Source organism: Alloyangia pacifica (assembly GCF_003111685.1).
In the GTDB taxonomy this organism is placed as follows: domain Bacteria; phylum Pseudomonadota; class Alphaproteobacteria; order Rhodobacterales; family Rhodobacteraceae; genus Salipiger; species Salipiger pacificus_A.
In genome coordinates this window covers 2,025,188-2,045,182 of sequence record NZ_CP022189.1, presented here as the reverse complement: position 1 = coordinate 2,045,182, position 19,995 = coordinate 2,025,188, and the positions used below count along the sequence as shown (strand labels likewise).

General features: G+C 66.8%; 18 protein-coding genes. 13 read left to right on the top strand and 5 right to left on the bottom strand.

All coding sequences use genetic code 11. The features are described 5' to 3' along the window. Nucleotides 1–39 precede the first annotated feature (39 nt). On the top strand, nucleotides 40–636 hold the full coding sequence (locus CEW88_RS09815; RefSeq protein ID WP_108966351.1) for a helix-turn-helix domain-containing protein: 597 nt from the start codon (nucleotides 40–42) through the stop codon (nucleotides 634–636). 35 nt (nucleotides 637–671) lie between these two features. Then, nucleotides 672–1,160, top strand: a complete 489-nt coding sequence (locus CEW88_RS09810) for a GNAT family N-acetyltransferase (protein WP_254694383.1) — start codon at nucleotides 672–674, stop codon at nucleotides 1,158–1,160. 10 nt (nucleotides 1,161–1,170) lie between these two features. Here CEW88_RS09810 and CEW88_RS09805 read toward each other — a convergent pair whose 3' ends face one another. Continuing rightward, nucleotides 1,171–2,544, bottom strand: a complete 1,374-nt coding sequence (locus CEW88_RS09805; protein ID WP_108966347.1) for an L-serine ammonia-lyase — start codon at nucleotides 2,542–2,544, stop codon at nucleotides 1,171–1,173. Between the two features lie 183 nt (nucleotides 2,545–2,727). Between CEW88_RS09805 and rpiA the strand changes: the two genes are divergently transcribed. From rpiA to CEW88_RS09775, 6 genes are all read left to right on the top strand, one after another. Beyond that, entirely contained in the window at nucleotides 2,728–3,498 is a 771-nt protein-coding gene (gene rpiA, locus CEW88_RS09800; protein WP_108966345.1) for a ribose-5-phosphate isomerase RpiA, read from the top strand. Nucleotides 3,499–3,674: 176 nt separating this feature from the next. Next, a complete protein-coding gene (locus CEW88_RS09795) occupies nucleotides 3,675–5,132 on the top strand; it encodes an FAD-dependent oxidoreductase (protein WP_108966343.1) in 1,458 nt (485 codons plus the stop codon). 63 nt (nucleotides 5,133–5,195) lie between these two features. Further along, nucleotides 5,196–6,341 carry an FtsH protease activity modulator HflK gene (gene hflK / locus CEW88_RS09790; RefSeq protein ID WP_108966341.1) on the top strand — a complete coding sequence of 382 codons (1,146 nt, stop codon included), beginning with the start codon at nucleotides 5,196–5,198 and terminating at the stop codon, nucleotides 6,339–6,341. 1 nt (nucleotide 6,342) lies between these two features. Then, the gene (gene hflC / locus CEW88_RS09785) at nucleotides 6,343–7,371 is read left to right on the top strand and encodes a protease modulator HflC (protein WP_108966339.1); all 1,029 of its coding nucleotides are present in this window, start codon (nucleotides 6,343–6,345) and stop codon (nucleotides 7,369–7,371) included. Then, nucleotides 7,368–7,568 carry a DUF2065 domain-containing protein gene (locus CEW88_RS09780; RefSeq protein ID WP_108966337.1) on the top strand — a complete coding sequence of 67 codons (201 nt, stop codon included), beginning with the start codon at nucleotides 7,368–7,370 and terminating at the stop codon, nucleotides 7,566–7,568. The genes hflC and CEW88_RS09780 overlap by 4 nt, the downstream gene beginning before the upstream one ends. A 280-nt stretch (nucleotides 7,569–7,848) precedes the next feature. Then, the gene (locus CEW88_RS09775; protein WP_108967717.1) at nucleotides 7,849–9,252 is read left to right on the top strand and encodes a DegQ family serine endoprotease; all 1,404 of its coding nucleotides are present in this window, start codon (nucleotides 7,849–7,851) and stop codon (nucleotides 9,250–9,252) included. A 102-nt stretch (nucleotides 9,253–9,354) separates the two neighbouring features. Here CEW88_RS09775 and CEW88_RS09770 read toward each other — a convergent pair whose 3' ends face one another. After that, on the bottom strand, nucleotides 9,355–10,116 hold the full coding sequence (locus CEW88_RS09770; RefSeq protein ID WP_108966336.1) for an IclR family transcriptional regulator: 762 nt from the start codon (nucleotides 10,114–10,116) through the stop codon (nucleotides 9,355–9,357). 119 nt (nucleotides 10,117–10,235) lie between these two features. On the opposite strand from CEW88_RS09770, the gene CEW88_RS09765 reads away from it, so the two are divergent. The 4 genes from CEW88_RS09765 (at nucleotide 10,236) to CEW88_RS09750 (ending at nucleotide 13,651) form a co-directional block, all read left to right on the top strand. Next, entirely contained in the window at nucleotides 10,236–10,943 is a 708-nt protein-coding gene (locus CEW88_RS09765; protein WP_108966334.1) for a 3-oxoacid CoA-transferase subunit A, read from the top strand. An 8-nt stretch (nucleotides 10,944–10,951) separates the two neighbouring features. Then, nucleotides 10,952–11,635, top strand: coding sequence for a 3-oxoacid CoA-transferase subunit B (locus CEW88_RS09760; RefSeq protein WP_302664670.1), 684 nt, complete (start codon nucleotides 10,952–10,954; stop codon nucleotides 11,633–11,635). 1 nt (nucleotide 11,636) lies between these two features. Then, entirely contained in the window at nucleotides 11,637–12,830 is a 1,194-nt protein-coding gene (pcaF, locus tag CEW88_RS09755; protein ID WP_108966330.1) for a 3-oxoadipyl-CoA thiolase, read from the top strand. A 251-nt stretch (nucleotides 12,831–13,081) separates the two neighbouring features. After that, nucleotides 13,082–13,651: a hypothetical protein gene (locus tag CEW88_RS09750; protein ID WP_108966328.1), complete on the top strand. Its 570-nt coding sequence runs from the start codon at nucleotides 13,082–13,084 to the stop codon at nucleotides 13,649–13,651. A 19-nt stretch (nucleotides 13,652–13,670) separates the two neighbouring features. On the opposite strand, the gene CEW88_RS09745 is transcribed toward CEW88_RS09750, so the two are convergent. The 3 genes from CEW88_RS09745 to CEW88_RS09735 all read right to left on the bottom strand — a co-directional run bounded on the left by CEW88_RS09745 (nucleotide 13,671) and on the right by CEW88_RS09735 (nucleotide 17,968). Next, on the bottom strand, nucleotides 13,671–15,650 hold the full coding sequence (locus CEW88_RS09745; RefSeq protein ID WP_108966326.1) for a glycosyltransferase: 1,980 nt from the start codon (nucleotides 15,648–15,650) through the stop codon (nucleotides 13,671–13,673). 1 nt (nucleotide 15,651) lies between these two features. Next, complete coding sequence (locus tag CEW88_RS09740; protein ID WP_108966324.1) at nucleotides 15,652–16,821, bottom strand: HlyD family efflux transporter periplasmic adaptor subunit; 1,170 nt, start codon at nucleotides 16,819–16,821, stop codon at nucleotides 15,652–15,654. 139 nt (nucleotides 16,822–16,960) lie between these two features. Beyond that, on the bottom strand, nucleotides 16,961–17,968 hold the full coding sequence (locus CEW88_RS09735) for a glycosyl hydrolase family 8 (RefSeq protein ID WP_108967714.1): 1,008 nt from the start codon (nucleotides 17,966–17,968) through the stop codon (nucleotides 16,961–16,963). A gap of 384 nt (nucleotides 17,969–18,352) precedes the next feature. Here CEW88_RS09735 and CEW88_RS09730 point away from each other — a divergent pair, with 384 nt between their 5' ends. After that, nucleotides 18,353–19,951, top strand: a complete 1,599-nt coding sequence (locus CEW88_RS09730; protein ID WP_108966322.1) for an ABC transporter substrate-binding protein — start codon at nucleotides 18,353–18,355, stop codon at nucleotides 19,949–19,951. Nucleotides 19,952–19,995 lie beyond the last annotated feature (44 nt).

The following is a 19,995-nucleotide window of genomic DNA, read 5'->3' as shown; positions in this document are numbered from 1 at the left end:
AATATTTCCCTTTATAGAGAGAACCCCGGAGACTCCCCTATGGATGCCTTGTCGGAAAAAACCCTGCCCGCGCCCTTGGGCGATCTGACCGCGCGGCTGGCGCGGCGGCTTGCTGCGCTGCGCGCCGAGGCCGGGCTGACGCTCGACCAGCTGGCCGAGCGCAGCGGCATCTCGCGGGCCGCCCTGTCGCGCTTCGAGAAGGGTGAGACCAGCCCCACCGCCGAGGTGCTGGGCAAGCTGTGCCTGGCCTACGCGCTCAGCATGTCGCGGCTGATGGCCATGGTGGAGGAGGGGTTCACCGCGCATGTCCCCCCCGCCGAGCAGCCGGAATGGAGCGACGAAGCCACCGGCTTCACCCGCCGGGTGATCTCGCCCGCCGCCACGGGGCTTGCCGCCGAGATGCTGCGCTGCGGGCTGCAGCCGGGGGCGGAGATCGCCTATGACGCCGCGCCGGTGCCGGGGCTCGAGCATCACCTGCACATGCTGTCCGGCAAGCTGCGGGTCGAGGTCGAGGGGGTGGCCCATGATCTGGTAGCGGGCGACACGCTGCGCTACCGGCTGGAGGGGCCGACGCGCTTCACCGCGCTCAGCAAGAAGAAACCGGCGCAATACGTGCTGGTGCTGGTGACGCCATGATCCGCGAGATTCCCGCATCCGGGAGCCGCGCCCATTTGCGGGATCTTGCGGACGTCCTTTGTGCCTGCGTGGCGGACGGCGCGAGCGTCGGCTTCGTGATGCCCTTTGGCATGGATGCGGCGCTGCGCTTCTGGGAGGGGCTCATTCCCGAAATCGAGAGCGGCGGGCGCATCCTCTTTGGCGCCTTCGACGGAGGGCGCATGGTTGGTACGGTCTCGCTGGCGCTGGCGGGGATGCCGAACCAGACGCACCGGGCGGAGATCTCGAAGATGCTGGTGCATCCCGAGTACCGCCGCCGGGGGCTGGCGCGGGCGCTGGTTGCGGCGCTGCTTGACCGGGCCGAGGGGCTGGGGCGCGATCTGATCACGCTCGACACGCGCACCGGGGACGCGGCGCAGCAGCTCTATGCGTCCTGCGGGTTCCTGCCGGCAGGGGAGATTCCGGAGTACGCGCTGGCGCCCGAGGGCACGGCGCGGCGCGATGCAACGCTGTTCATGTACCGGTTGGGGGTGCGGGCGGCCTAGCGGCTCCGGCTCAGCAGTTCGGCACGTTCACCGCGAGGCCGCCAAGCGAGGTTTCCTTGTACTCGTGCCCCATGTCGCGACCGGTCTGGCGCATGGTTTCGATGCAGGCGTCGAGCGACACGAGATGCGTGCCATCGCCGCGCATTGAAAGCGAGGCCGCCGAGACCGCCTTGATCGCGCCGAGGCCGTTGCGCTCGATGCAGGGGACCTGCACGAGGCCCTTCACCGGATCGCAGGTCATGCCGAGGTGATGCTCGAGCGCGATCTCGGCGGCATTCTCGATCTGCGCCGGGGTGCCGCCCATCACGGCGCAGAGCCCGGCGGCGGCCATCGCCGAGGCGCTGCCGACCTCGGCCTGACAGCCCGCCTCGGCGCCGGAGATCGACGCGTTGTATTTCACCAGCCCGCCGATGGCGGCGGCGGTGAGCAGGAACTCGGGGATGCGCGCGGAGGTCGCGCCGGGCACGAAGTCGAGCCAGTAGCGCATGACCGCCGGCACCACCCCGGCGGCACCGTTGGTCGGCGCGGTGACCACCTGTCCGCCGGCGGCGTTTTCCTCGTTCACCGCCATCGCGTAGCAGCTCATCCAGTCGTTGATCACATGCGGCGCGGTGAGGTTGCGGCCGCGCTCGGCCTGTAGCTGCTCGTGGATGTTGCCGGCGCGGCGCTTGACGTTGAGCCCGCCCGGAAGGATGCCGCCGCCCTCGAGGCCGCGGTCGAGGCAATTCATCATCACCTCGGAGATGCGCAGCAACCCGGCGTCAAGCTCGGCGGCGGGGCGGCGTGAAAGCTCGTTGCGGCGCTTCATCTCGGCGATGCCGAGGCCCGAGGTCTCGGCCATCGCTAGCATCTCTGCGGCGCTCTTGAAGGGGAAGGGCACGGCGGGGCCGTGGTCCTTGTCCTCGCCCGAGCTGAGCTCGTCCTCGGTCAGCACGAAGCCGCCGCCGACGGAGTAATAGGTCTCCTGCAGGATGACGTCGCCCTGCGCGTCGGTGGCCATGAGGATCATGCCGTTGGCATGGCCGGGCAGGGCGCGGTCGTAGTCGAAGCGCAGGTCGGTCTTCGGCGAGAACTTCAGCGGCGCGAGGCCCTCTGGGTGGACCATGCCGGTCTTGTCGATCTCGGCCAGCGCCGCTTCGGCCGCCTCGGCATCGTAGCTCTCGGGTTCGAAGCCGGCGAGGCCGAGGATCGTGGCGCGGTCGGTGGCATGGCCGACGCCGGTGAAGGCCAGCGAGCCGTGCAGCGAGCCGCGCAGACCGGCGGCGGCGAAAGGCGCGGCGCGCAGCCGGTCGAGAAAGCGGGCCGCGGCCACCATCGGCCCCATGGTGTGCGAGGACGACGGGCCGATGCCGACCTTGAACATCTCGAACACGGAAAGAAACATGTAGGGCCTCGACTCTGCGCTGGGGTTGCGCCGGACCCTAGACTCTCTCGTCGCCGGATCACATGGAGAATTGCGGCATTTCAGCGAAGGAAAACGCTGCGGCGGTCCGGGAGTTTTGCCTATCGCCGCCGCGCGCGATCATCCTATAAGCGCCGCGACATCCGAAGAAGGGGAATCGCAGCGATGACCGCAGAGCTCTCGCCGACCGATATTGCAAAATTCGTGGCCTCCCGCCGCGCCGCCGATTTCGTCGAGGACGGCATGCGCGTCGGTCTCGGCACCGGATCGACCGCCGCCTGGCTGGTGAAATACCTTGGCCGCCGGGTGCGCGACGAGGGTCTGAAGATCCGCGCCGTGCCGACCTCGACCCGCACCGCCGAGCTGGCGCGGCAGGTCGGCATCGAGGTGATCAGCCTCGACGAGGCGGGCTGGCTCGATCTGACCATCGACGGCGCCGACGAGTTCGACCCCAATCTCAACCTGATCAAGGGCGGGGGCGGCGCGCACCTGCAGGAGAAGATCGTGGCCAGCGCCTCGGACCAGATGATCGTCATCGCCGATGCGGCCAAGGACGTGGCGACGCTCGGGGCCTTCCCGCTGCCGCTGGAAGTGATCCGCTTCGGCGGTGCCTCGACCCGGACGCTGGTCGAGCGGGTGCTTGCGGAGATGGACGTCGATGGCCGCGAGACCACGCTGCGCATGGCCGGGGACGCGCCCTTCCTCACCGACGAGGGCAACCACGTGCTCGATCTGCACCTCAAGCGGATCGGCGACGCGAAGGCGCTGTCGCTGGCGCTGAACCAGATCCCCGGCGTGGTGGAGAACGGCCTCTTCCTCGGCATCTGCAACAAGGTGGTGATCGGCTTCGAGGACGGCCGGGCCGAGCTGCGCGACGGTGCCGGCGGCGAGGTCAGCGTGACCGAGGTCGACCTGGGCGAGGCGGCGGGCCTCTAAGGGCGCTACCGCTCGCAAGGATGAGAGGCCGCCCGCTTGGGCGGCCTTTTTCGCGTGGCGCAGCAAGATCAAATCGCCCAGAATCATCGCACGCACTCAAGGCCAAGATCCGCCGCCTCTGGCCTTCCGCGGCGGCCTGTGGTCTATCTCTCGGCCAACTGACCAAGAGGCGAGCCATGAGCGATTTTGACTACGATCTTTTTGTCATCGGCGGTGGCTCCGGTGGCGTTCGGGCGGCGCGTGTGGCCGCCGGCGAGGCAGGGGCCAAGGTGGCTCTGGCCGAGGAAGACCGCTATGGCGGCACCTGCGTCATCCGCGGCTGCGTGCCCAAGAAGCTGATGGTCTTCGCGTCGGAATACGGCACCGTCGCTGAGGACGCCAAAGGCTACGGCTGGGACATCGAGGCGGGCAGCTTCGACTGGGGGAACTTCCAGCAGCGGCTGAACGCAGAGCTCGACCGGCTCGAGGGCATCTATCGCAACCTGCTGAAGAACTCCGGCGTCACCTCCTATGACGCGCGGGCCAAGGTGAAGGACGCGCATACGGTCGAGCTGTCGACCGGCGAGACGTTCACCGCGAAACATATCCTCATCGCTACCGGCGGCCGTCCGGTGCGCCCCGAGATCCCCAATGCGGAGCTGGGGCTGGTGTCGGATGACATCTTCCACCTAGAGACCCTGCCGAAATCGATCCTGATCGTCGGCGGCGGCTATATCGCGTGCGAATTTGCCTGCATTCTCAACGGGCTGGGGGTCGAGGTGACGCAATACTACCGCGGCGCGCAGATCCTGCGCGGCTTCGACGAGCAGGCCCGCGGGCTGATCGCCGAAAGCATGATCGAGAACGGCGTGCAGCTGCATTGCGGCACCGACATCGTCGAGATGCGCCGGGCCATCGACGAGGACCTCGAGGGCAAGTCCGAGGCAGGCGTCTCGATGGGCGCCTCGATGCAGGAGATGCTGGCCGACCACAGCGGCGGCACTCCGGGCGAGGGGCCGATCCTGGTCAAGGGCACCAACGGCGACACGAAGATCTACGATCAGGTCTTCTTTGCGACCGGCCGCGCGCCCAACACCGATGACATGGGTCTCGAGGAGGTCGGGGTGACGCTCGGCCGCAAGGGCGAGATCGTGGTGGATGACTACAGCGCCACCGCGGTGCCCTCGATCTACGCCATCGGCGACGTCACCGACCGGGTGAACCTGACGCCCGTGGCGATCCGCGAGGGCATGGCCTTTGTCGAGACCGTCTTCAAGGACAACCCCACCAAGGTCGATCACGAGCTGATCCCCTCGGCGGTCTTCACGCAGCCCGAGTTCGGCACCGTCGGCCTCTCGGAGGAAGACGCCGCCGAGCAGGAGCCGATCGAGGTCTATGCGACCTCCTTCCGTCCGATGCAGACGGCCTTTGCCGGGCGTCCCGACCGGGTGATGATGAAGCTCGTCGTCTCCAAGGAGACGCGCAAGGTGCTGGGCTGTCACATCGTCGCACCGAATGCGGGCGAGATGATCCAGTTGGCGGGCATCGCGGTGAAGATGGGCGCGACCAAGGAAGATTTCGATCGCACCGTGGCGGTGCACCCCACCATGGCCGAAGAGATGGTCACGATGCGGAACCCGGTGCGCAGCGCTTGAATCTGCGGGCTTAATGCACAGGTAGGGGAGACACGGACAAGTGAGTGAGAGGGAAGGAACCTAATGGCAGGACACGGCGGCGGCCCCTGGGGCGGCGGTGGCAATCAAGGCGGAGGCCGGCCCCCGAGCGGTGGCGGCGGCGGAAACGGGGGCAAGCGCCCCGACGATCCGCAGATCCCCGAGATTGACGAGCTGATGAAGAAGGGCCAGGAGCGGCTGCGCGTGCTGATGGGCGGGCGCGGCGGCGGTGGTGGCACCGGTGGTACCAGCGGCGGCTCGGGTGGGCCGAAACTGAACCGTGGCACCGTGGCCATCGCAGCACTGGCGGCGATTGGCGTCTGGGCGTGGATGAGTTTCTACACCGTGCGTCCCGAGGAACAGTCGGTGGAACTTTTCCTCGGCAAGTATTCCTCGACCGGCAACCCCGGTTTGAACTTTGCGCCCTGGCCTTTCGTGACGCATGAGGTGGTCAATGTGACCTCCGAGCGTACCGAAACCATTGGCAATGGCCGCGATCCGGCGGACAGCCTGATGCTGACCACCGACGCGAACATCGTCGACATCGAGTTCCAGGTGGTCTGGAACATCAACGACCCGGCGAAACTGCTGTTCAACATCCGCGACCCGCAGCTGACCGTGCAGGCGGTGTCGGAAGCGGTGATGCGCGAGATCATCGCGGCCAGCAACCTCGCGCCGATCCTCAACCGCGACCGCGGCATCATTGCCGATACCGCGCGCGAGCAGATCCAGGCGACGCTCGACGAGTACGAGAGCGGCATCAACATCGTGCGGATCAACCTCGACCAGGCCGACCCGCCGCGCGAGGTGATCGACGCCTTCCGCGAAGTGCAGGCCGCGGAGCAGGAACGTGACCGGCTCGAGCGCCAGGCAGACGCCTATGCCAACCGCGTCGTCGCCGAGGCCCGCGGTGAAGCCGCGCAGATCCGCGAGCAGGCCGAAGGCTACCGCGCCCGCGTGGTCAACGAGGCGCTGGGTGAAGCCAGCCGCTTCTCGGCCGTGCGCGAGGAATACGCCAAGGCGCCCGAGGTCACCCGCCGCCGTCTCTATATCGAGACGATGGAGAAGGTGCTGCGAGGCGTCGACAAGACCATCCTCGACGAGGGTCTGACCGGCGAGGGCGGCGTCGTGCCATACCTGCCGCTGAAACAGCTCAACAGCTCGCGAACCACCACCGAAGGAGGCAACTGACATGCGCAAGTCGACTTATGTGCTGCCCGTCATCGTCGTCCTTGCGGTGATCGCCCTGTCGTCGATCTTCGTCGTGGACGAGCGCGAGAAGGCGCTGGTGATGCAGTTCGGCCAGATCAAATCGGTCAAGGAAGAGCCGGGTCTGGCGTTCAAGATCCCGCTCATCCAGGAAGTGGTGAAATACGACGACCGCATCCTGTCGCTCGACACCGAGACCATCGAGGTCACGCCGTCGGATGACCGCCGCCTCGTGGTGGATGCCTTCGCGCGCTACCGCATCTCCGATGTGGTCCGCTTCCGCCAGGCCGTCGGCGTGGGCGGTCTGCGCACCGCCGAGGACCGCCTTTCCGGCATCCTCAACGCACAGATCCGCGAAGTCCTGGGTGCCGATCAGGTGACTTCGGACGTGATCCTCTCGACGGATCGCCGCGGCCTTACCAACCGCATCCGCGACCAGGCACGCCAGCAGGCGCTGTCGCTGGGTCTCGACGTGGTGGACGTGCGTCTCAAGCAGACCAACCTGCCGTCGCAGAACCTCGACGCGACCTTCGCCCGGATGCGCGCCGAGCGCGAACGCGAAGCCGCCGACGAGATCGCCCGTGGTAACGAGGCCGCGCAGCGCGTGCGCGCGCTGGCCGACCGGACCGTGGTGGAAACCCAGTCGGAAGCCAACCGGGACGGCGACATCATCCGCGGTGAGGCCGACGCCGAGCGCAACGGCATCTTTGCCGAGGCCTATGGCGCGGACCCGGAGTTCTTTGCCTTCTACCGGTCGCTGCAGGCCTATGAGACATCGCTCGGTTCGGGCAATTCCTCGATGGTCATGACCCCGAAGGGTGAGTTCTTCGAATACTTCAAGTCGCAAGGTGAGATCGACCTGCCGGCGGCGTCCGCCGCGCCCGCGGACGGCGCGGATGCCAGCCCCACCACTTCGGGCAATGCAGAGACCAGCGCCGAGGGTCCGAGCACCACGGGTCCGGGCGCCACGGGTCCGGGCGCCACGGGTGCCAGCGGAACCGCGACCGAGTGACGGTGACGGACATACTGACGGGGATCGCTCTGGTCCTCGTGATCGAGGGGCTGGTGTACGCACTGGCCCCTTCGCTTGTCGAGCGCATGCTCGAGGCTCTGCGGCAGATGCCGCTGGAGACACGCCGGACGCTCGGGCTGGTGACAATTATTACAGGCGTGCTTCTGCTTTGGATCTCGCGGCGTTTCGGCGGGTGACGCCCACGCATCGAGCTGTGGGCTACGCAAGGTTCCACCGGATTGCATTTCTGCACGGATGGTTTTTCACTCGCATGTCACATGGGCTTGAAAGCTTGAAACCTTTTCTTTGGTGGTCGGAAAAAGCTCCTATGTTACGCTTGTTCATGAGGAGGCAGAGTTGCCGCGCGGGGGCCGTGCAGCAGCCGCCGAACAGAAGGAGTTCCCTGTGAAACCACAAAACCTTGCAGTGACGGAGGGATCGAGCCCGGTGCGCCTGTTCTGGCTGGCCACCGTCTCGATGTTCATGATCGTCTCGCAAACGCTCATGGCCGAGGCGCAGAGTGCCCCGTCCAGCTTTGCACCGCTCGCCGAGCGGGTCAGCCCGGCTGTGGTGAACATCACCACCTCGACCATGGTCGCCGGACGCACCGGCCCGCAGGGCATCGTGCCCGAAGGCTCGCCTTTCGAGGATTTCTTCCGCGAGTTCCAGAACCCGAACGGCGGCCCCGATGGCGACCGCCCGCGCCGCTCGTCGGCGCTTGGCTCGGGCTTCGTGGTCTCGGAGGACGGCTACATCGTCACCAACAACCACGTCATCGAGGGCGCTGACGAGATCACCATCGAGTTCTTCTCCGGCAAGGAGCTGGACGCGACGCTGGTCGGCACCGATCCCAACACCGACATCGCCCTGCTGAAGGTCGAGGCAGACGAGCCGCTGCCCTTCGTGAAGTTCGGTAATTCGGACGATGCCAAGGTCGGCGACTGGGTCATGGCCATGGGCAACCCGCTTGGGCAGGGCTTTTCGGTCTCGGCCGGCATCGTCTCGGCCCGCAACCGTGCGCTTTCGGGCAGCTATGACGACTACATCCAGACCGACGCCGCCATCAACCGGGGCAACTCGGGCGGCCCGCTGTTCAACATGAACGGCGACGTGATCGGGGTGAACACCGCGATCCTCTCGCCCAACGGCGGCTCGATCGGCATCGGCTTCTCGATGGCGTCGAACGTGGTGACCAAGGTGGTCGACCAGCTCAAGCAGTTCGGCGAAACCCGTCGCGGCTGGCTGGGCGTGCGAATCCAGGACGTGACCCCGGACATGGCCGAGGCGCTTGGCCTTGCCAACGCCGAGGGTGCCATGGTCTCGGACGTGCCCGAGGGCCCTGCGATGGACGCCGGGATGAAGTCGGGTGACGTGATCGTTTCCTTCGACGGCAAGCCGGTCACCGACACTCGCCAGCTCGTGCGCATCGTCGGCAATACCGAGGTCGGCAAGTCGGTCCGCGTGGTGGTCAACCGCAACGGCAACACCGAGACGCTGCTGGTCACCCTCGGCCTGCGCGAGGACACCGCCGAAGCGGTCCCCGCCTCGCAAGAGCAAGCCACCCCCGAGTCCCCGGCAACGAAGGACCTCATGGGCCTGACGCTCTCGCCGCTCACCAGCGAGCTGCGCGGCGAACTGGGCCTTGCGGACAGCGCCAAGGGTCTTGCGGTGACCGATGTCGATCCCGCGTCGAAAGCCTACGAGAAGGGCCTGCGGTCGGGCGACGTGATCACCGAGGCCGGTCAGGCCGAGGTGCTGAGCATCGAGGACCTCGAGACCAAGATCACCGAAGCCAAGGATGCTGGCCGCAAGTCGATCCTGCTGCTGGTGCGCCGTGGCGGCGACCCGCGCTTCGTGGCGCTGACCTTCGAGGACAACTGAACCTCGGTTCCACAGGACCACTCATGAAATGGGCGCGGGGGAAACCTCGCCCCTTTTTCGTGCCGGCAGTTCGCGTTGCCTGGTCGATGGCCTGGCGCTGGGTCAGTGCAGCACCCGCCGCAGCCCGGCCTGCACCTTCAGAAGCGCCGGAAGATAGTCGCGCGCCAGTTCCTCGGGTTCGGCCTGCGTGGCGGGCAGCCCGGTGTTCAGCGCCGCCACCACCTGCCCGTGGACGTTGTAGAGCGGCACCGCGATGGAGCGCAGCCCCATCTCGACCTCCTGGTCGATGATCGCGAAGCCCTGGTCCCGAACCTGCGCGATGCGCGCGGCGATCTCGGCCGGGTCCGTCAGGGCGCGCGGCGTGCGCGGGGTGAGATCCGAGCGTTCGAGCAGCGCCAGCATCTCGGCCTCGGGCAGGGCAGCGAGGAGCACCCGCCCCATCGACGTGCAATGGGCGGGCAGCCGCGAGCCGGGCATCAGCCCGATGCTCATCACCCGGCGCTGCGCGGCGCGGGCGAGGTAGACGATCTCGGTCTCGTCGAGGATCGACACGCTGCTCGACTGGCCGATCTGCTCCGACAGCTGGTCGAGCCAGGGCTGCACCAGTTGCGGCAGGGGCAGGGCGGCCAGCGCCCCCATGCCGAGCCGCAAGATGCGCGGCGTGAGCTGGAAGAACTTGCCGTCGTAATCGGCATAGCCCAGCCGGTGCAGGGTCAGCAGGCAGCGCCGCGCGGTGGCGCGGTCGAGCCCGGTCTTCTCGGCCACCTGCGCGATCGACAGCCGCGGGGTTTCGGCGCGGAAGCTCTCGATCACCTGCAGCCCCTTTGCCAGCGAGGCGATGAAATCGGTCGGTTTGTTCAACATGCGCACGATTTCTCGCGGAATGTGAACAAATGTCAAGATGCGCACGAAATGCGTGGCTCCTGTGAGGTCCAAGTCATATTTCAGGCGTCGAGGGCGATCCGCGCCCACAGGAGGATTTCATGGACAAGACCATCGCCAGCGTCGCGGAGGCCGTCTCGGTCATTCCCGACGGCGCGACCGTGATGATCGGCGGCTTCGGCGGCTCCGGCGCGCCGATCGAGCTGATCCACGCACTGATCGACCACGGCGCCAAGGACCTGACCGTCGTCAACAACAACGCCGGCAACGGCCACGTCGGACTTGCGGCGCTGATCGAACAGAAGCGGGTGAAGAAGCTGATCTGCTCCTTCCCGCGGTCTGCCGACCCGCGGGTCTTTACCGAAGCCTACTTGGCCGGAGAGATCGAGCTTGAGCTGGTGCCGCAGGGCACGCTCGCCGAGCGCATCCGCGCAGGCGGCGCGGGCATCCCCGCCTTCTACACCGCGACGAGCTACGGCACCGAGCTGGCCGAGGGCAAACCCACCGAGGAGTTCGAAGGCAAGCATTACGTCCGCGAGCGCTGGCTCAAGGCCGATTACGCGCTGATCAAGGCCGAGCTGGCCGATCCGCACGGCAACCTGACCTACCGGATGGCGGCGCGCAACTTCAACCCGGTGATGGCCATGGCCGCGACGCACACCATCGTGCAGGCGAGCAAAGTGGTCGAGCTGGGCGGGATCGATCCCGAGCACGTCATCACCCCGGGCATCTTCGTCGGCTCGGTGGTCGAGGTGGCAAAGCCCGCACAGGAAGAAGAGCTGAACCGGGCGGAGGCCGTCTACCCATGAGTGAGACCATGACCGACATCGACAGCATCAAGCTCAGCAACGCCCAGATCGCCTGGCGCGCGGCGCAGGACATCGAGGACGGCGCCTACGTCAACCTCGGCATCGGCTTCCCGGAGATGGTCGCCAAGTTCCAACCCGAGGGCAAGCAGGCGATCTTCCACACCGAGAACGGCGTGCTCGACTTCGGCGAGGCGCCGAAGCCGGGCGAGGAGGACTGGGACTGCATCAACGCCGGCAAGAAGGCGATCACCATCAAGCCTGGCACGGCCTTCTTCCACCATGCCGACAGCTTCGCCATGGTGCGCGGCGGCCACCTCGATGTGGCCATCCTCGGCGCCTACGAGATCGCGCAAACCGGCGATCTTGCCAACTGGTCCACGGGCCGGGGCGGCGTGCCGGCCGTCGGCGGCGCGATGGATCTGGTGCAGAGCGCCAAGCGCGTGGCGGTGCTGACCGACCACGTGACCAAAAAGGGCGCGCCGAAGCTGGTCGCCAGCTGCACCCTGCCGCTGACCGGCGTGGGCTGCGTCACCCGCATCTACACCTCGCTGGCCGTGGTCGACGTGGAGGGCGGCAAGTTCGTCCTGCGCGAGAAGATCCCCGCCATTTCCTTTGACGAGCTGCAGGCCATCACCGGTGCCCCGCTGCATGTCGAGGGCGAGGTCGCCGACCTGATCTGCCCGGAGCTCTGAGATGACCGACGCCTATATCTGTTCCTACATCCGCACGCCCATCGGCCGTTTCGGCGGCGCGCTCTCGTCGGTGCGCGCCGACGATCTGGGGGCCATCCCGCTGAAGGCGCTGATGGCCAAGCACGACATCGACTGGTCGGCGGTGGACGAGGTCTACTTTGGCTGCGCCAACCAGGCGGGCGAAGACAACCGCAACGTCGCGCGCATGTCGGCGCTGCTGGCGGGTCTGCCGGTCTCCGTGCCGGGCACCACGCTCAACCGCCTGTGCGGCTCGGGCATGGACGCGATCATCGCGGCGGCGCGCGCCATCAAGGCGGGCGAGATCGAGCTGGCGATCGCGGGCGGTGTCGAGAGCATGAGCCGCGCGCCCTTCGTCCTGCCGAAGGCCACTTCGGCCTTTTCGCGCAACGCCGAGATCTACGACACCACCATCGGCTGGCGCTTCGTCAACAAGGCGCTGAAGGCGCAATACGGCGTGGATAGCATGCCCGAGACCGGCGAGAACGTCGCCGAAGAGTTCGGCATCTCGCGCGAGGATCAGGATGCCTTCGCGATGCGCTCGCAGGAGAAGGCCGCTGCCGCGCAGGTCAATGGCCGCCTTGCGCAGGAGATCACCCCGGTGACCATCCCGCAGCGCAAGGGCGATCCGCTGGTCGTCGATACCGACGAGCACCCGCGCCAGACCTCGCTCGAGAAGCTCGCCAAGCTGCCGACGCCCTTCCGCGAGGGCGGGTCGGTGACCGCGGGCAACGCCTCGGGGGTGAACGACGGCGCCGCGGCGCTCATCGTCGCTTCGGAAGCGGCGGTGAAGGCGCACGGGCTGACACCGATCGCGCGCATTATTGGCGGCGCTACGGCGGGTGTCGAGCCGCGCATCATGGGCTTCGGTCCTGCGCCGGCCTCGAAGAAGCTGATGGCGCGGCTGGGTCTGACGCAGGACGCCTTCGACGTGATCGAGCTGAACGAGGCCTTTGCCTCGCAGGGGCTCGCCACGCTGCGCGACCTCGGCATCGCCGATGATGACGCGCGGGTGAACCCCAACGGCGGCGCCATCGCGCTTGGCCATCCGCTCGGCATGTCGGGCGCGCGCATCACCGGCACTGCCGCGCTGGAGCTGAAGGCAGGCCAGAAGGCGCTGGCGACCATGTGCATTGGCGTCGGCCAGGGGATTGCGATCGCGCTCGAAGGCGCGTGATCCCGACTGCGCTCGAAGGCGCGTGATCCCGACTGTGCTCGAAGGCGCGTGAGCGGAGCGACCCGAGTTCGAGAGAGCTCGCAAGGGGCGGGGGAAACCTCCGCCCCTCTGCAATTGCGCGGCGACCAGTGCAGGCGGGTCACGCGCCGCGGCTGTCTCCCCCGCCTCTTGCATCGGCGGGCTTGCCTTGCAAAGCTCGCGTCAAGCCGGGCACAGATCCGGGGAGCAGTTTCAGGAAAACGGACCCAGCCATGAAGATCACCGCCTCCCTCGGCGCGGCAGCGCTTGCCATCAGCCCGCTAGCCGCGCTTGCCGATGGCACCTTCGTGCAGATCGAACAGGCCAATACCACTGCCGGTGCGGTGCTGGCCGTGACCCGGGATCGGCTCAACTACGGCGGCATCGTGAGCCATTGGGACGGCGGCTATTCGGTGGTCGGCAGCGTGCTCTACGGTTTCGACACGCCCTTCGGCGCCAACTTCAAGGTCGGCCCGGCCCTGGGCGCTGTCTTCAAGGATGGCGAGGAAGACAGCTACGAGCTGGGGGTACGCGCCTCGCTCGATCGCTGGATGGCCACCGACTGGGGGTCGTTCTACTACCTCGCCGAGGTCAACAGCATCGACAACAGCTGGTTCCTGCTGGCCTCAAGCGGTTGGGGAGAAACGGGTTTTGGCACAGAGCTTTCGACCGGCGGCAGCGACAGCTACAGCGACACGACGCTGGCGGTGACCAAGCATTATGACGGGCCGGTGAGCTTCCGCGCCGGCTACCGCTTCGAGTCCGAGGAGTTCTTCATCGGCTTCTCGGTGAACACCTTCTGAGGTTCCCCGCCAGCCGTGCTCAGCCGGGCAGGCCGAAGCTGACGCGGCGTGCGATGTCGGAGAGCACCGCCGAGACGCGGGTGCTGACCACCCCCGGCGCGTCGCCCTCGGCGTAGAAGCGCACGAAGAGCGCCTCTCGCTGCTCCTCGGTCGGCACGAGCTGCAGCCGCGCGCCGTCGGTGGTGGGCGCAATCACATAGGCCTCGAGGTTGCCGACGTCGGGCAGGTGCAGCACGCCCCGCGTCTGAGGCGGGTAGGGCTTGCCGCGTAGCCGGGCGGTGTCGAGCGTCAGCGAGGACAGCCAGAGCTCCTGGGTCTCGCCGCCCGCGCTGAAGGTGACCCGCTCGGGCTTGTCGGCCATATGGGTTTCCGAGCGCGGAAGCTCGACGCAAGTGAAGCAGGTCACCGCCAGAACGACCACGTTGTAGAGCGTCCAGAACAGGATGACCCATTTGCCGTCGCCGGCATCGTTCATCGCGAATCTGTCGCTGAAGATGCCGAGGCACAGCCCGACGATGCTGAGCCCCAGGGCGATCGCGAAAGGCATCATCAATCGCCACTGCACCACCACGCGCGAGCGGTCGCCACCCTTGGCGGTGACGGAGAACTTGTGGCCCTTGGGGCGCAGCAGCCCGGTATAGGCGGCGCGGGTGATCGGGATTGCGGCGATCAGCTGGCCGACCTCGTGGATCACCGGGATCATCAGACCCCGTGACATCAGGTTCATCACCATGGTCACCCAGACGTAGTAGGGCCCGAAGTAGACCAGCACGTCGGCCAGCCGCGCGTCGACGACGGTGATGCCGAAGAACCAGTAGAGCAGCGGAAAGATCACTGCGGCGATGCGAAAGGGGAAACTCGTGGTCCAGAAGAACACCGAGTCGATCACGCTCCAGCGGTCGCGCAGGCGCAGGTTCGACTTCGAGAAGGGGCCGAGCGAGGAGCGGGCGATCTGCATCAGTCCAAGGCACCAGCGGGCGCGTTGGGTGACGTACTCCTTGAGCCCCTCCGGCGCGAGCCCCTCGGTCAGCGGCTCGTTGAGATAAATCGAGCGCCAGCCTTCGTTCTGCAGCGCGATGGTGAGCATGAAGTCCTCGGTGATGCTCTCGGTCGGGAAGCCGCCGATGCTGCGCACCGCCTCCCAGCGGCAGACCGACGAGGTGCCGCAGCAAAAGGCGATGTCCCAGGCATCGCGCGAGGCCTGCATGTGGTCGAAGAAAAAGCGCTGCTCATCGGGATAGGAGGCGCTGAGCCCGAGGTTGTGCTGGATCGGGTCCGCGTTGAAGAAATGCTGGGGGGTCTGCACCAGCCCCACGGTCGGATCGTGGAACAGCGCCAAGGAGCGCGACAGGAAGCCCCGGTGCGGCACGAAATCCGCGTCGAGCACGGCAATGAACTGCGGCGGCTCGGGATCCTCGGCGAGCCGATCAAGCGCGTGGTTGATGTTGCCGGCCTTCGAGCCCTTGTTGTCGGGCCGGCGCATGTAGCGCACCTTTTGCTCGATGCAGTAGTCGCGCAGCCAGTCCCGCCGGTTGTCATCGAGGATGATGACTTCCGTGTTGCTGTGCCGCAGCGACTTGGCGCCGATGATCGTGCGCTCGAGAATATCGCGATCCTCGTTGTAGGTGGCGATCATCACCGCCACCTTGGGTTCGGCCTCGCCCCACCAGCCGAGGTGCTCCGTTGCCTCGGCGCCGCGTTGCTTGACGCGGGCGAGGATGAGAAAGGCACTGAGCGAGCCGACGAGGGTGAGCAACTCGAGCGCGTAGAGCGCGTAGCTCATCACCGCGTCGATGGTCAGTCCCGGAGGCGCCAGCGTCTCGGTGCCGCGCCACCAGGCGTAGCGGATCGCGAAGATGCCGGCGACTCCGAAGAGCAGCGCGCGGGCGCGGGTCCGGTCTGGGTTGACGACGAAGGGCAGCACGAGCCCAACCCCCGCCACCAGCAGAAGGTAGGCACTGCTCGAGCCGAGCTCGCCAAGGTGCGGGAAGGGCGCCACGTCAGTTGAACCAGTGGCGGAAGAGGTCGAGCGGACGGCCGTCGAAGAAGGCGCGCCCGGTGCGTCCGATGGCGCAGCCGAGCTCAGGGTCGGCGTTAAGGTCGGGTGCCAGCAGGGTGACGTCGAAGCGCTCGAGGTGCTTTTCGCTCGGTGCGACGGCGAGATTGGCATAGATGCTGCGCGCGCCGCTTCCCGCGAGCCGCCCCACGGTGGCGGGATAGACGTGGGACTGGCCGGTGAAGCGGAAGCTGGCGTCCTGACCGACGCGCAGCGTGTTGAAGACGCGCTCGGTCACCGACAGGGTGATGATGCTCTGCCCGCAGTCCACGACCCGGATCAGCGGATCGCCGCGCTGCACGGTGACAGCATCGGCCTGGAGGGTCTCCCAATAGAGCATATCGGCGGCGGGCGCGCGCAGCTCGCTGCGCGACTCGAGGCCCTGCGTCTGGCGGGCGCGGGTGATGCGGCGTTCGAGCGCCGCCGTTTTTGCGCTCGCCTCGATGCGGGCGAGCCCAAGCTCGGCGATTTGCGCGTCGAGCTGGATCCGGCGCTGTTCGGAGAAGGGGGCGTCGTTGTAGCCGTCGCCAAGGAAGACCCCCTGCTGCAGGGCGTCGCGCGCGATCTGCAGGGTCTCGACCCGCTCGCGGGCATGCGAGAGCGCAAGGGCAGAGGCGTGCGGCGTGCCGGCGCGACCGCTTTCATCGAAGGTTGCCTCGCCACCGGGGGCGGCGCTTGCGTAGGCGTCGCCGCGCTGCAGGAGGTCTCGCCGGATCCGCGCTTCGGCAAGCTCGGCCTCAAGCTCGGCGAGGCGCGCCTTTGTGAAAGTCTCGCTGCGCTGCAGCAGCGTGTCGCGCTCCCTGCTGAGCGCTGCGATCTGCGCCTGAATGCGGTTGATCCCGGCGTCCAGCGTTTCGAGCTCGAGTTGCAGGTCGGCGAGGCGCGTCGTGTCGGCGCGCGTGTCGGTCACCGTTGCGAGCAGCTCGTTTTGCGAAAGGCGCGCGCCAAGTGCATGGGCCTGCAGTTCGAGGGTTCCGGCGATCGGGCTGCGCAGTGTCGCGACCGGCGCGTTGACCACGGCGTTGGCGCTGGCAGCGGTCATCTGTTCACCGATGATGACCCAGAGCGTGACAAGAATGGCGGCGATGCCGATGATGAGGCGGGTGTACTTCATGTCCTGCTCGTATTTTTTGTGCCTGCTTCAAGGGCATAACACCGCAGCCCTCTCCGAGGTGCAAGCAGTTGCACGGCCCATTGACCGCCGGTGCGCGCCGCCGGTTTCCTAGCGTCGGATTGTGGCCCGAACAGGGCGGTCAGCAGTGACGTTGTTCTCTTTTGGCGAGGTGGGCAAGAAGCTGCAGGGTGGCAGGATAGTAGGATTGCGCCGTATCCTGCGTGGTGATCTCGGGGAGCGGGCCGCAGCGGCCGAGGGCGAGGATCGCGAGGTAGCCCGCATGGTCGGAAAGGTCCCGGAGGCCTCCGGCGGCATCGACGCTCACCGCGAGCTTACCCGGCGCGCCCGCGCTTTCCAGCCGGTCAAGCACATGGCTCACTGCCGGATTGCCATTGCGCTCGGACCAGCCGAGGTAGAGTGGAATGCGCAGCGCGTCATAGCTTGAGCGCAGCTCGTGTTCCTGCGGGGGGGCGAAGCCGCCCGGCGTCACGTCGATCCAGTCGGGCATCACCGGCTCGCGCGAGAGTTCGGCGAGCACCGTTTCGCAGTGATCGGCGGCGCGGATCAGCCGGTCGTCGTCGGCGGCGTAGCCCAGCTCGCGCAGGGCGCGAGGCATGATGTAGGAAGGGTTGAAGAGCACCCTCTCGGGGGTGGCGCGGGATTCGGCGCCGGGCTTGAGCAGCAACTCCCCGGGTGCGCGCGGATCGGGCGCAAGGCAGAGTGCCGAGATGTCGCGGGCAATGGCGATGGCCTTGTCGCGGTATTCCCACCAACCGCTGTCCCGCGCGGCGCGCAGCAGCGCCCAGGCCCGGAACAGGTCGCCATCGGTGGCATTGTGCCAGTCGTCGATATTGTCGCGCCGGCGCGGAATCCACTGCCACGCCATGAGGTTGTCCTGGCGAATGGCCAAGTTGTGGTCGGTCCATTCCTCGATATTGCGGAAGGTGCGCTCGTCGCCATGGGCCTGTGCCAGCAGAAGCCCGTATCCCTGACCCTCGGAGTGGCTCGTGGCGTTCTGCAGATCATCCACCACGCGCCCGTCGGGCTGAACGAACCGCGCGCGCCAGAAGCGCCAGCATTGCCCCGGATCCAGGGGGGCGGCCTCGGCCGGGAGCCCGGTCGCAAGCAGGGCTGCGGCTCCGGACATCATTTGGCGTCTGTTGATCACTCGCTATCGTCTTTCGGCTTCCGGGACGCATATGACTGATAATTAGCCGTCTTCTGCCCCATTCCCAAAGTTTACGCGAGCAGAACCTGTGACGTTCCACCATGGCGTGAGGCTAATCCGCAACGGGTTCCTTCGATCGGCAGAGGCGAGTTTATTCGTACAAATACGATTTCGCGCCGCCCTTTTCCTGAGCGCGCGGGGTTTGTTTGCATTTTTTGTGGGCGACTTTTGCAATTGTTGGCGGTCGCTTTGCCCTGAACCGCCACGGCCACTGCAAAAAGCCCGGGTGGTCGCGTCAAATGATCCGGGGACCGGCAGCACAGAAAAGCCGGGCCGTGCAACAGGGAAATCTCGGAGGTTCCAATGCTTCGTCTGAAAGCAGGTATCGCGGCGCTCGCCGTCGCTGCCACCATGGCCGGTGCCGCACTGGCGCAGGGCACGCTGCGCGTCGGCATGACCGCGGCCGACATCCCTCTCACCACCGGTCAGACCGACCAGGGCGGCGAGGGCATGCGCTTCATGGGCTACACCGTCTATGACTCGCTGATCGAATGGGATCTCACCAGCGCCGACAAGCCGTCGGTGTTGATCCCTGGCCTCGCCACCGAGTGGTCGGTGGACGCCGAGGACAAGACCAAGTGGACCTTCAAGCTGCGCGAGGGGGTGACCTTCCACGACGGTGCGCCCTTCACCGCCGCCGACGTGGTGTGGAACCTCGACAAGATCCTCGACGAGAGCTCCGAGCAGTATGACCCGCGCCAGGCGGCGCAGGGCAAGTCGCGCATCCCCGCCGTGGCCTCATACGAAGCGGTGGACGACTACACGCTGGTGATCACCACCAAGGAGCCCGACGCCACGTTGCCTTACCAGATGACCTGGATCCTGATGTCGTCCAAGGCCAACTGGGAAGCCATGGACAAGGACTGGGAGAAGGTTGCGGGCAGCCCCTCGGGCACCGGCCCCTGGAAGCTCGAGACCTTCGTGCCGCGCGAGCGCGCCGAGATGGTGCCCTTTGCCGATTACTGGGACGAGACCCGCATCCCCAAGCTCGACAAGATGGTGCTGATCCCGCTGCCCGAGCCCAACGCCCGCTCTGCCGCGCTGCTCTCGGGGCAGGTCGACTGGATCGAGGCCCCGGCGCCCGACACCATCCCGGCGATGGAAGGCAACGGTTTCGTCATCTCCTCGAATGCCTATCCGCACAACTGGACCTGGCACCTGTCGCGCCTCGAGGGCTCGCCCTGGAACGACATCCGTGTGCGCAAGGCCGCCAACCTCGCCATCGACCGCGAGGGCATGATGCCGCTGCTGGGCGGGCTCATGGTTCCGGCCAAGGGCTTCCTGCCGCCGAGTTCGCAGTGGTTCGGCAATCCGAGCTTCGAGGTGAAATATGACCTCGAGGCCGCCAAGGCGCTGATGGAAGAAGCGGGCTACGGTCCCGACAACCACCTGAAGGTCAAGGCGCTGATCTCGCCCTCGGGTTCGGGCCAGATGCTGCCGCTGCCGATGAACGAATATGTCCAGCAGAGCCTTGCCGAGATCTGGATCGACGTCGAGTTCATGGTCGTCGAGTGGAACCAGATGATCAACCTGTGGCGTGCCGGCGCGGCCGATCCCGCGGTCGACGGCGCTATGTCGATCAACTTCACCTACTTCATTCAGGACCCGTTCACCGGCCTGATCCGGCACCTCGACGAGAACCTGATCGCACCGAACGGCACCAACTGGGGCCACTACAGCGACCCCGAGATGCAGGAGCTTTTCTCGCAGATCAAGACGACCTTCGACCCCGAGGCTCAGGACGAGGTGCTGCGCAAGACGCATGAGAAATACGTCGATGACGCACTCTTCCTGATGGTCACCCATGACGTCGCCCCGCGCGCCATGGCGCCGAAGGTGAAGGGCTTCGTTCAGGCCCAGAACTGGTACCAGAACTTCTCGTCGATCACGATCGAAGAGTAAGGCCCCGCCAGGCCCATCCCCCGCCGCGCGCGCTGCGGCGGGGA

Excerpts from the sequence above, each read along its gene's own strand:
- CEW88_RS09815 (WP_108966351.1), top strand. The coding sequence starts at position 40 with ATGGATGCCTTGTCGGAAAAAACCCTGCCCGCGCCCTTGGGCGATCTG.
- CEW88_RS09805 (WP_108966347.1), bottom strand. The coding sequence starts at position 2,544 with ATGTTTCTTTCCGTGTTCGAGATGTTCAAGGTCGGCATCGGCCCGTCG.
- rpiA (WP_108966345.1), top strand. The coding sequence starts at position 2,728 with ATGACCGCAGAGCTCTCGCCGACCGATATTGCAAAATTCGTGGCCTCC.
- CEW88_RS09795 (WP_108966343.1), top strand. The coding sequence starts at position 3,675 with ATGAGCGATTTTGACTACGATCTTTTTGTCATCGGCGGTGGCTCCGGT.
- hflK (WP_108966341.1), top strand. The coding sequence starts at position 5,196 with ATGGCAGGACACGGCGGCGGCCCCTGGGGCGGCGGTGGCAATCAAGGC.
- hflC (WP_108966339.1), top strand. The coding sequence starts at position 6,343 with ATGCGCAAGTCGACTTATGTGCTGCCCGTCATCGTCGTCCTTGCGGTG.
- CEW88_RS09775 (WP_108967717.1), top strand. The coding sequence starts at position 7,849 with ATGTTCATGATCGTCTCGCAAACGCTCATGGCCGAGGCGCAGAGTGCC.
- CEW88_RS09770 (WP_108966336.1), bottom strand. The coding sequence starts at position 10,116 with ATGTTGAACAAACCGACCGATTTCATCGCCTCGCTGGCAAAGGGGCTG.
- CEW88_RS09765 (WP_108966334.1), top strand. The coding sequence starts at position 10,236 with ATGGACAAGACCATCGCCAGCGTCGCGGAGGCCGTCTCGGTCATTCCC.
- CEW88_RS09760 (WP_302664670.1), top strand. The coding sequence starts at position 10,952 with ATGACCGACATCGACAGCATCAAGCTCAGCAACGCCCAGATCGCCTGG.
- pcaF (WP_108966330.1), top strand. The coding sequence starts at position 11,637 with ATGACCGACGCCTATATCTGTTCCTACATCCGCACGCCCATCGGCCGT.
- CEW88_RS09750 (WP_108966328.1), top strand. The coding sequence starts at position 13,082 with ATGAAGATCACCGCCTCCCTCGGCGCGGCAGCGCTTGCCATCAGCCCG.
- CEW88_RS09740 (WP_108966324.1), bottom strand. The coding sequence starts at position 16,821 with ATGAAGTACACCCGCCTCATCATCGGCATCGCCGCCATTCTTGTCACG.
- CEW88_RS09735 (WP_108967714.1), bottom strand. The coding sequence starts at position 17,968 with ATGTCCGGAGCCGCAGCCCTGCTTGCGACCGGGCTCCCGGCCGAGGCC.
- CEW88_RS09730 (WP_108966322.1), top strand. The coding sequence starts at position 18,353 with ATGCTTCGTCTGAAAGCAGGTATCGCGGCGCTCGCCGTCGCTGCCACC.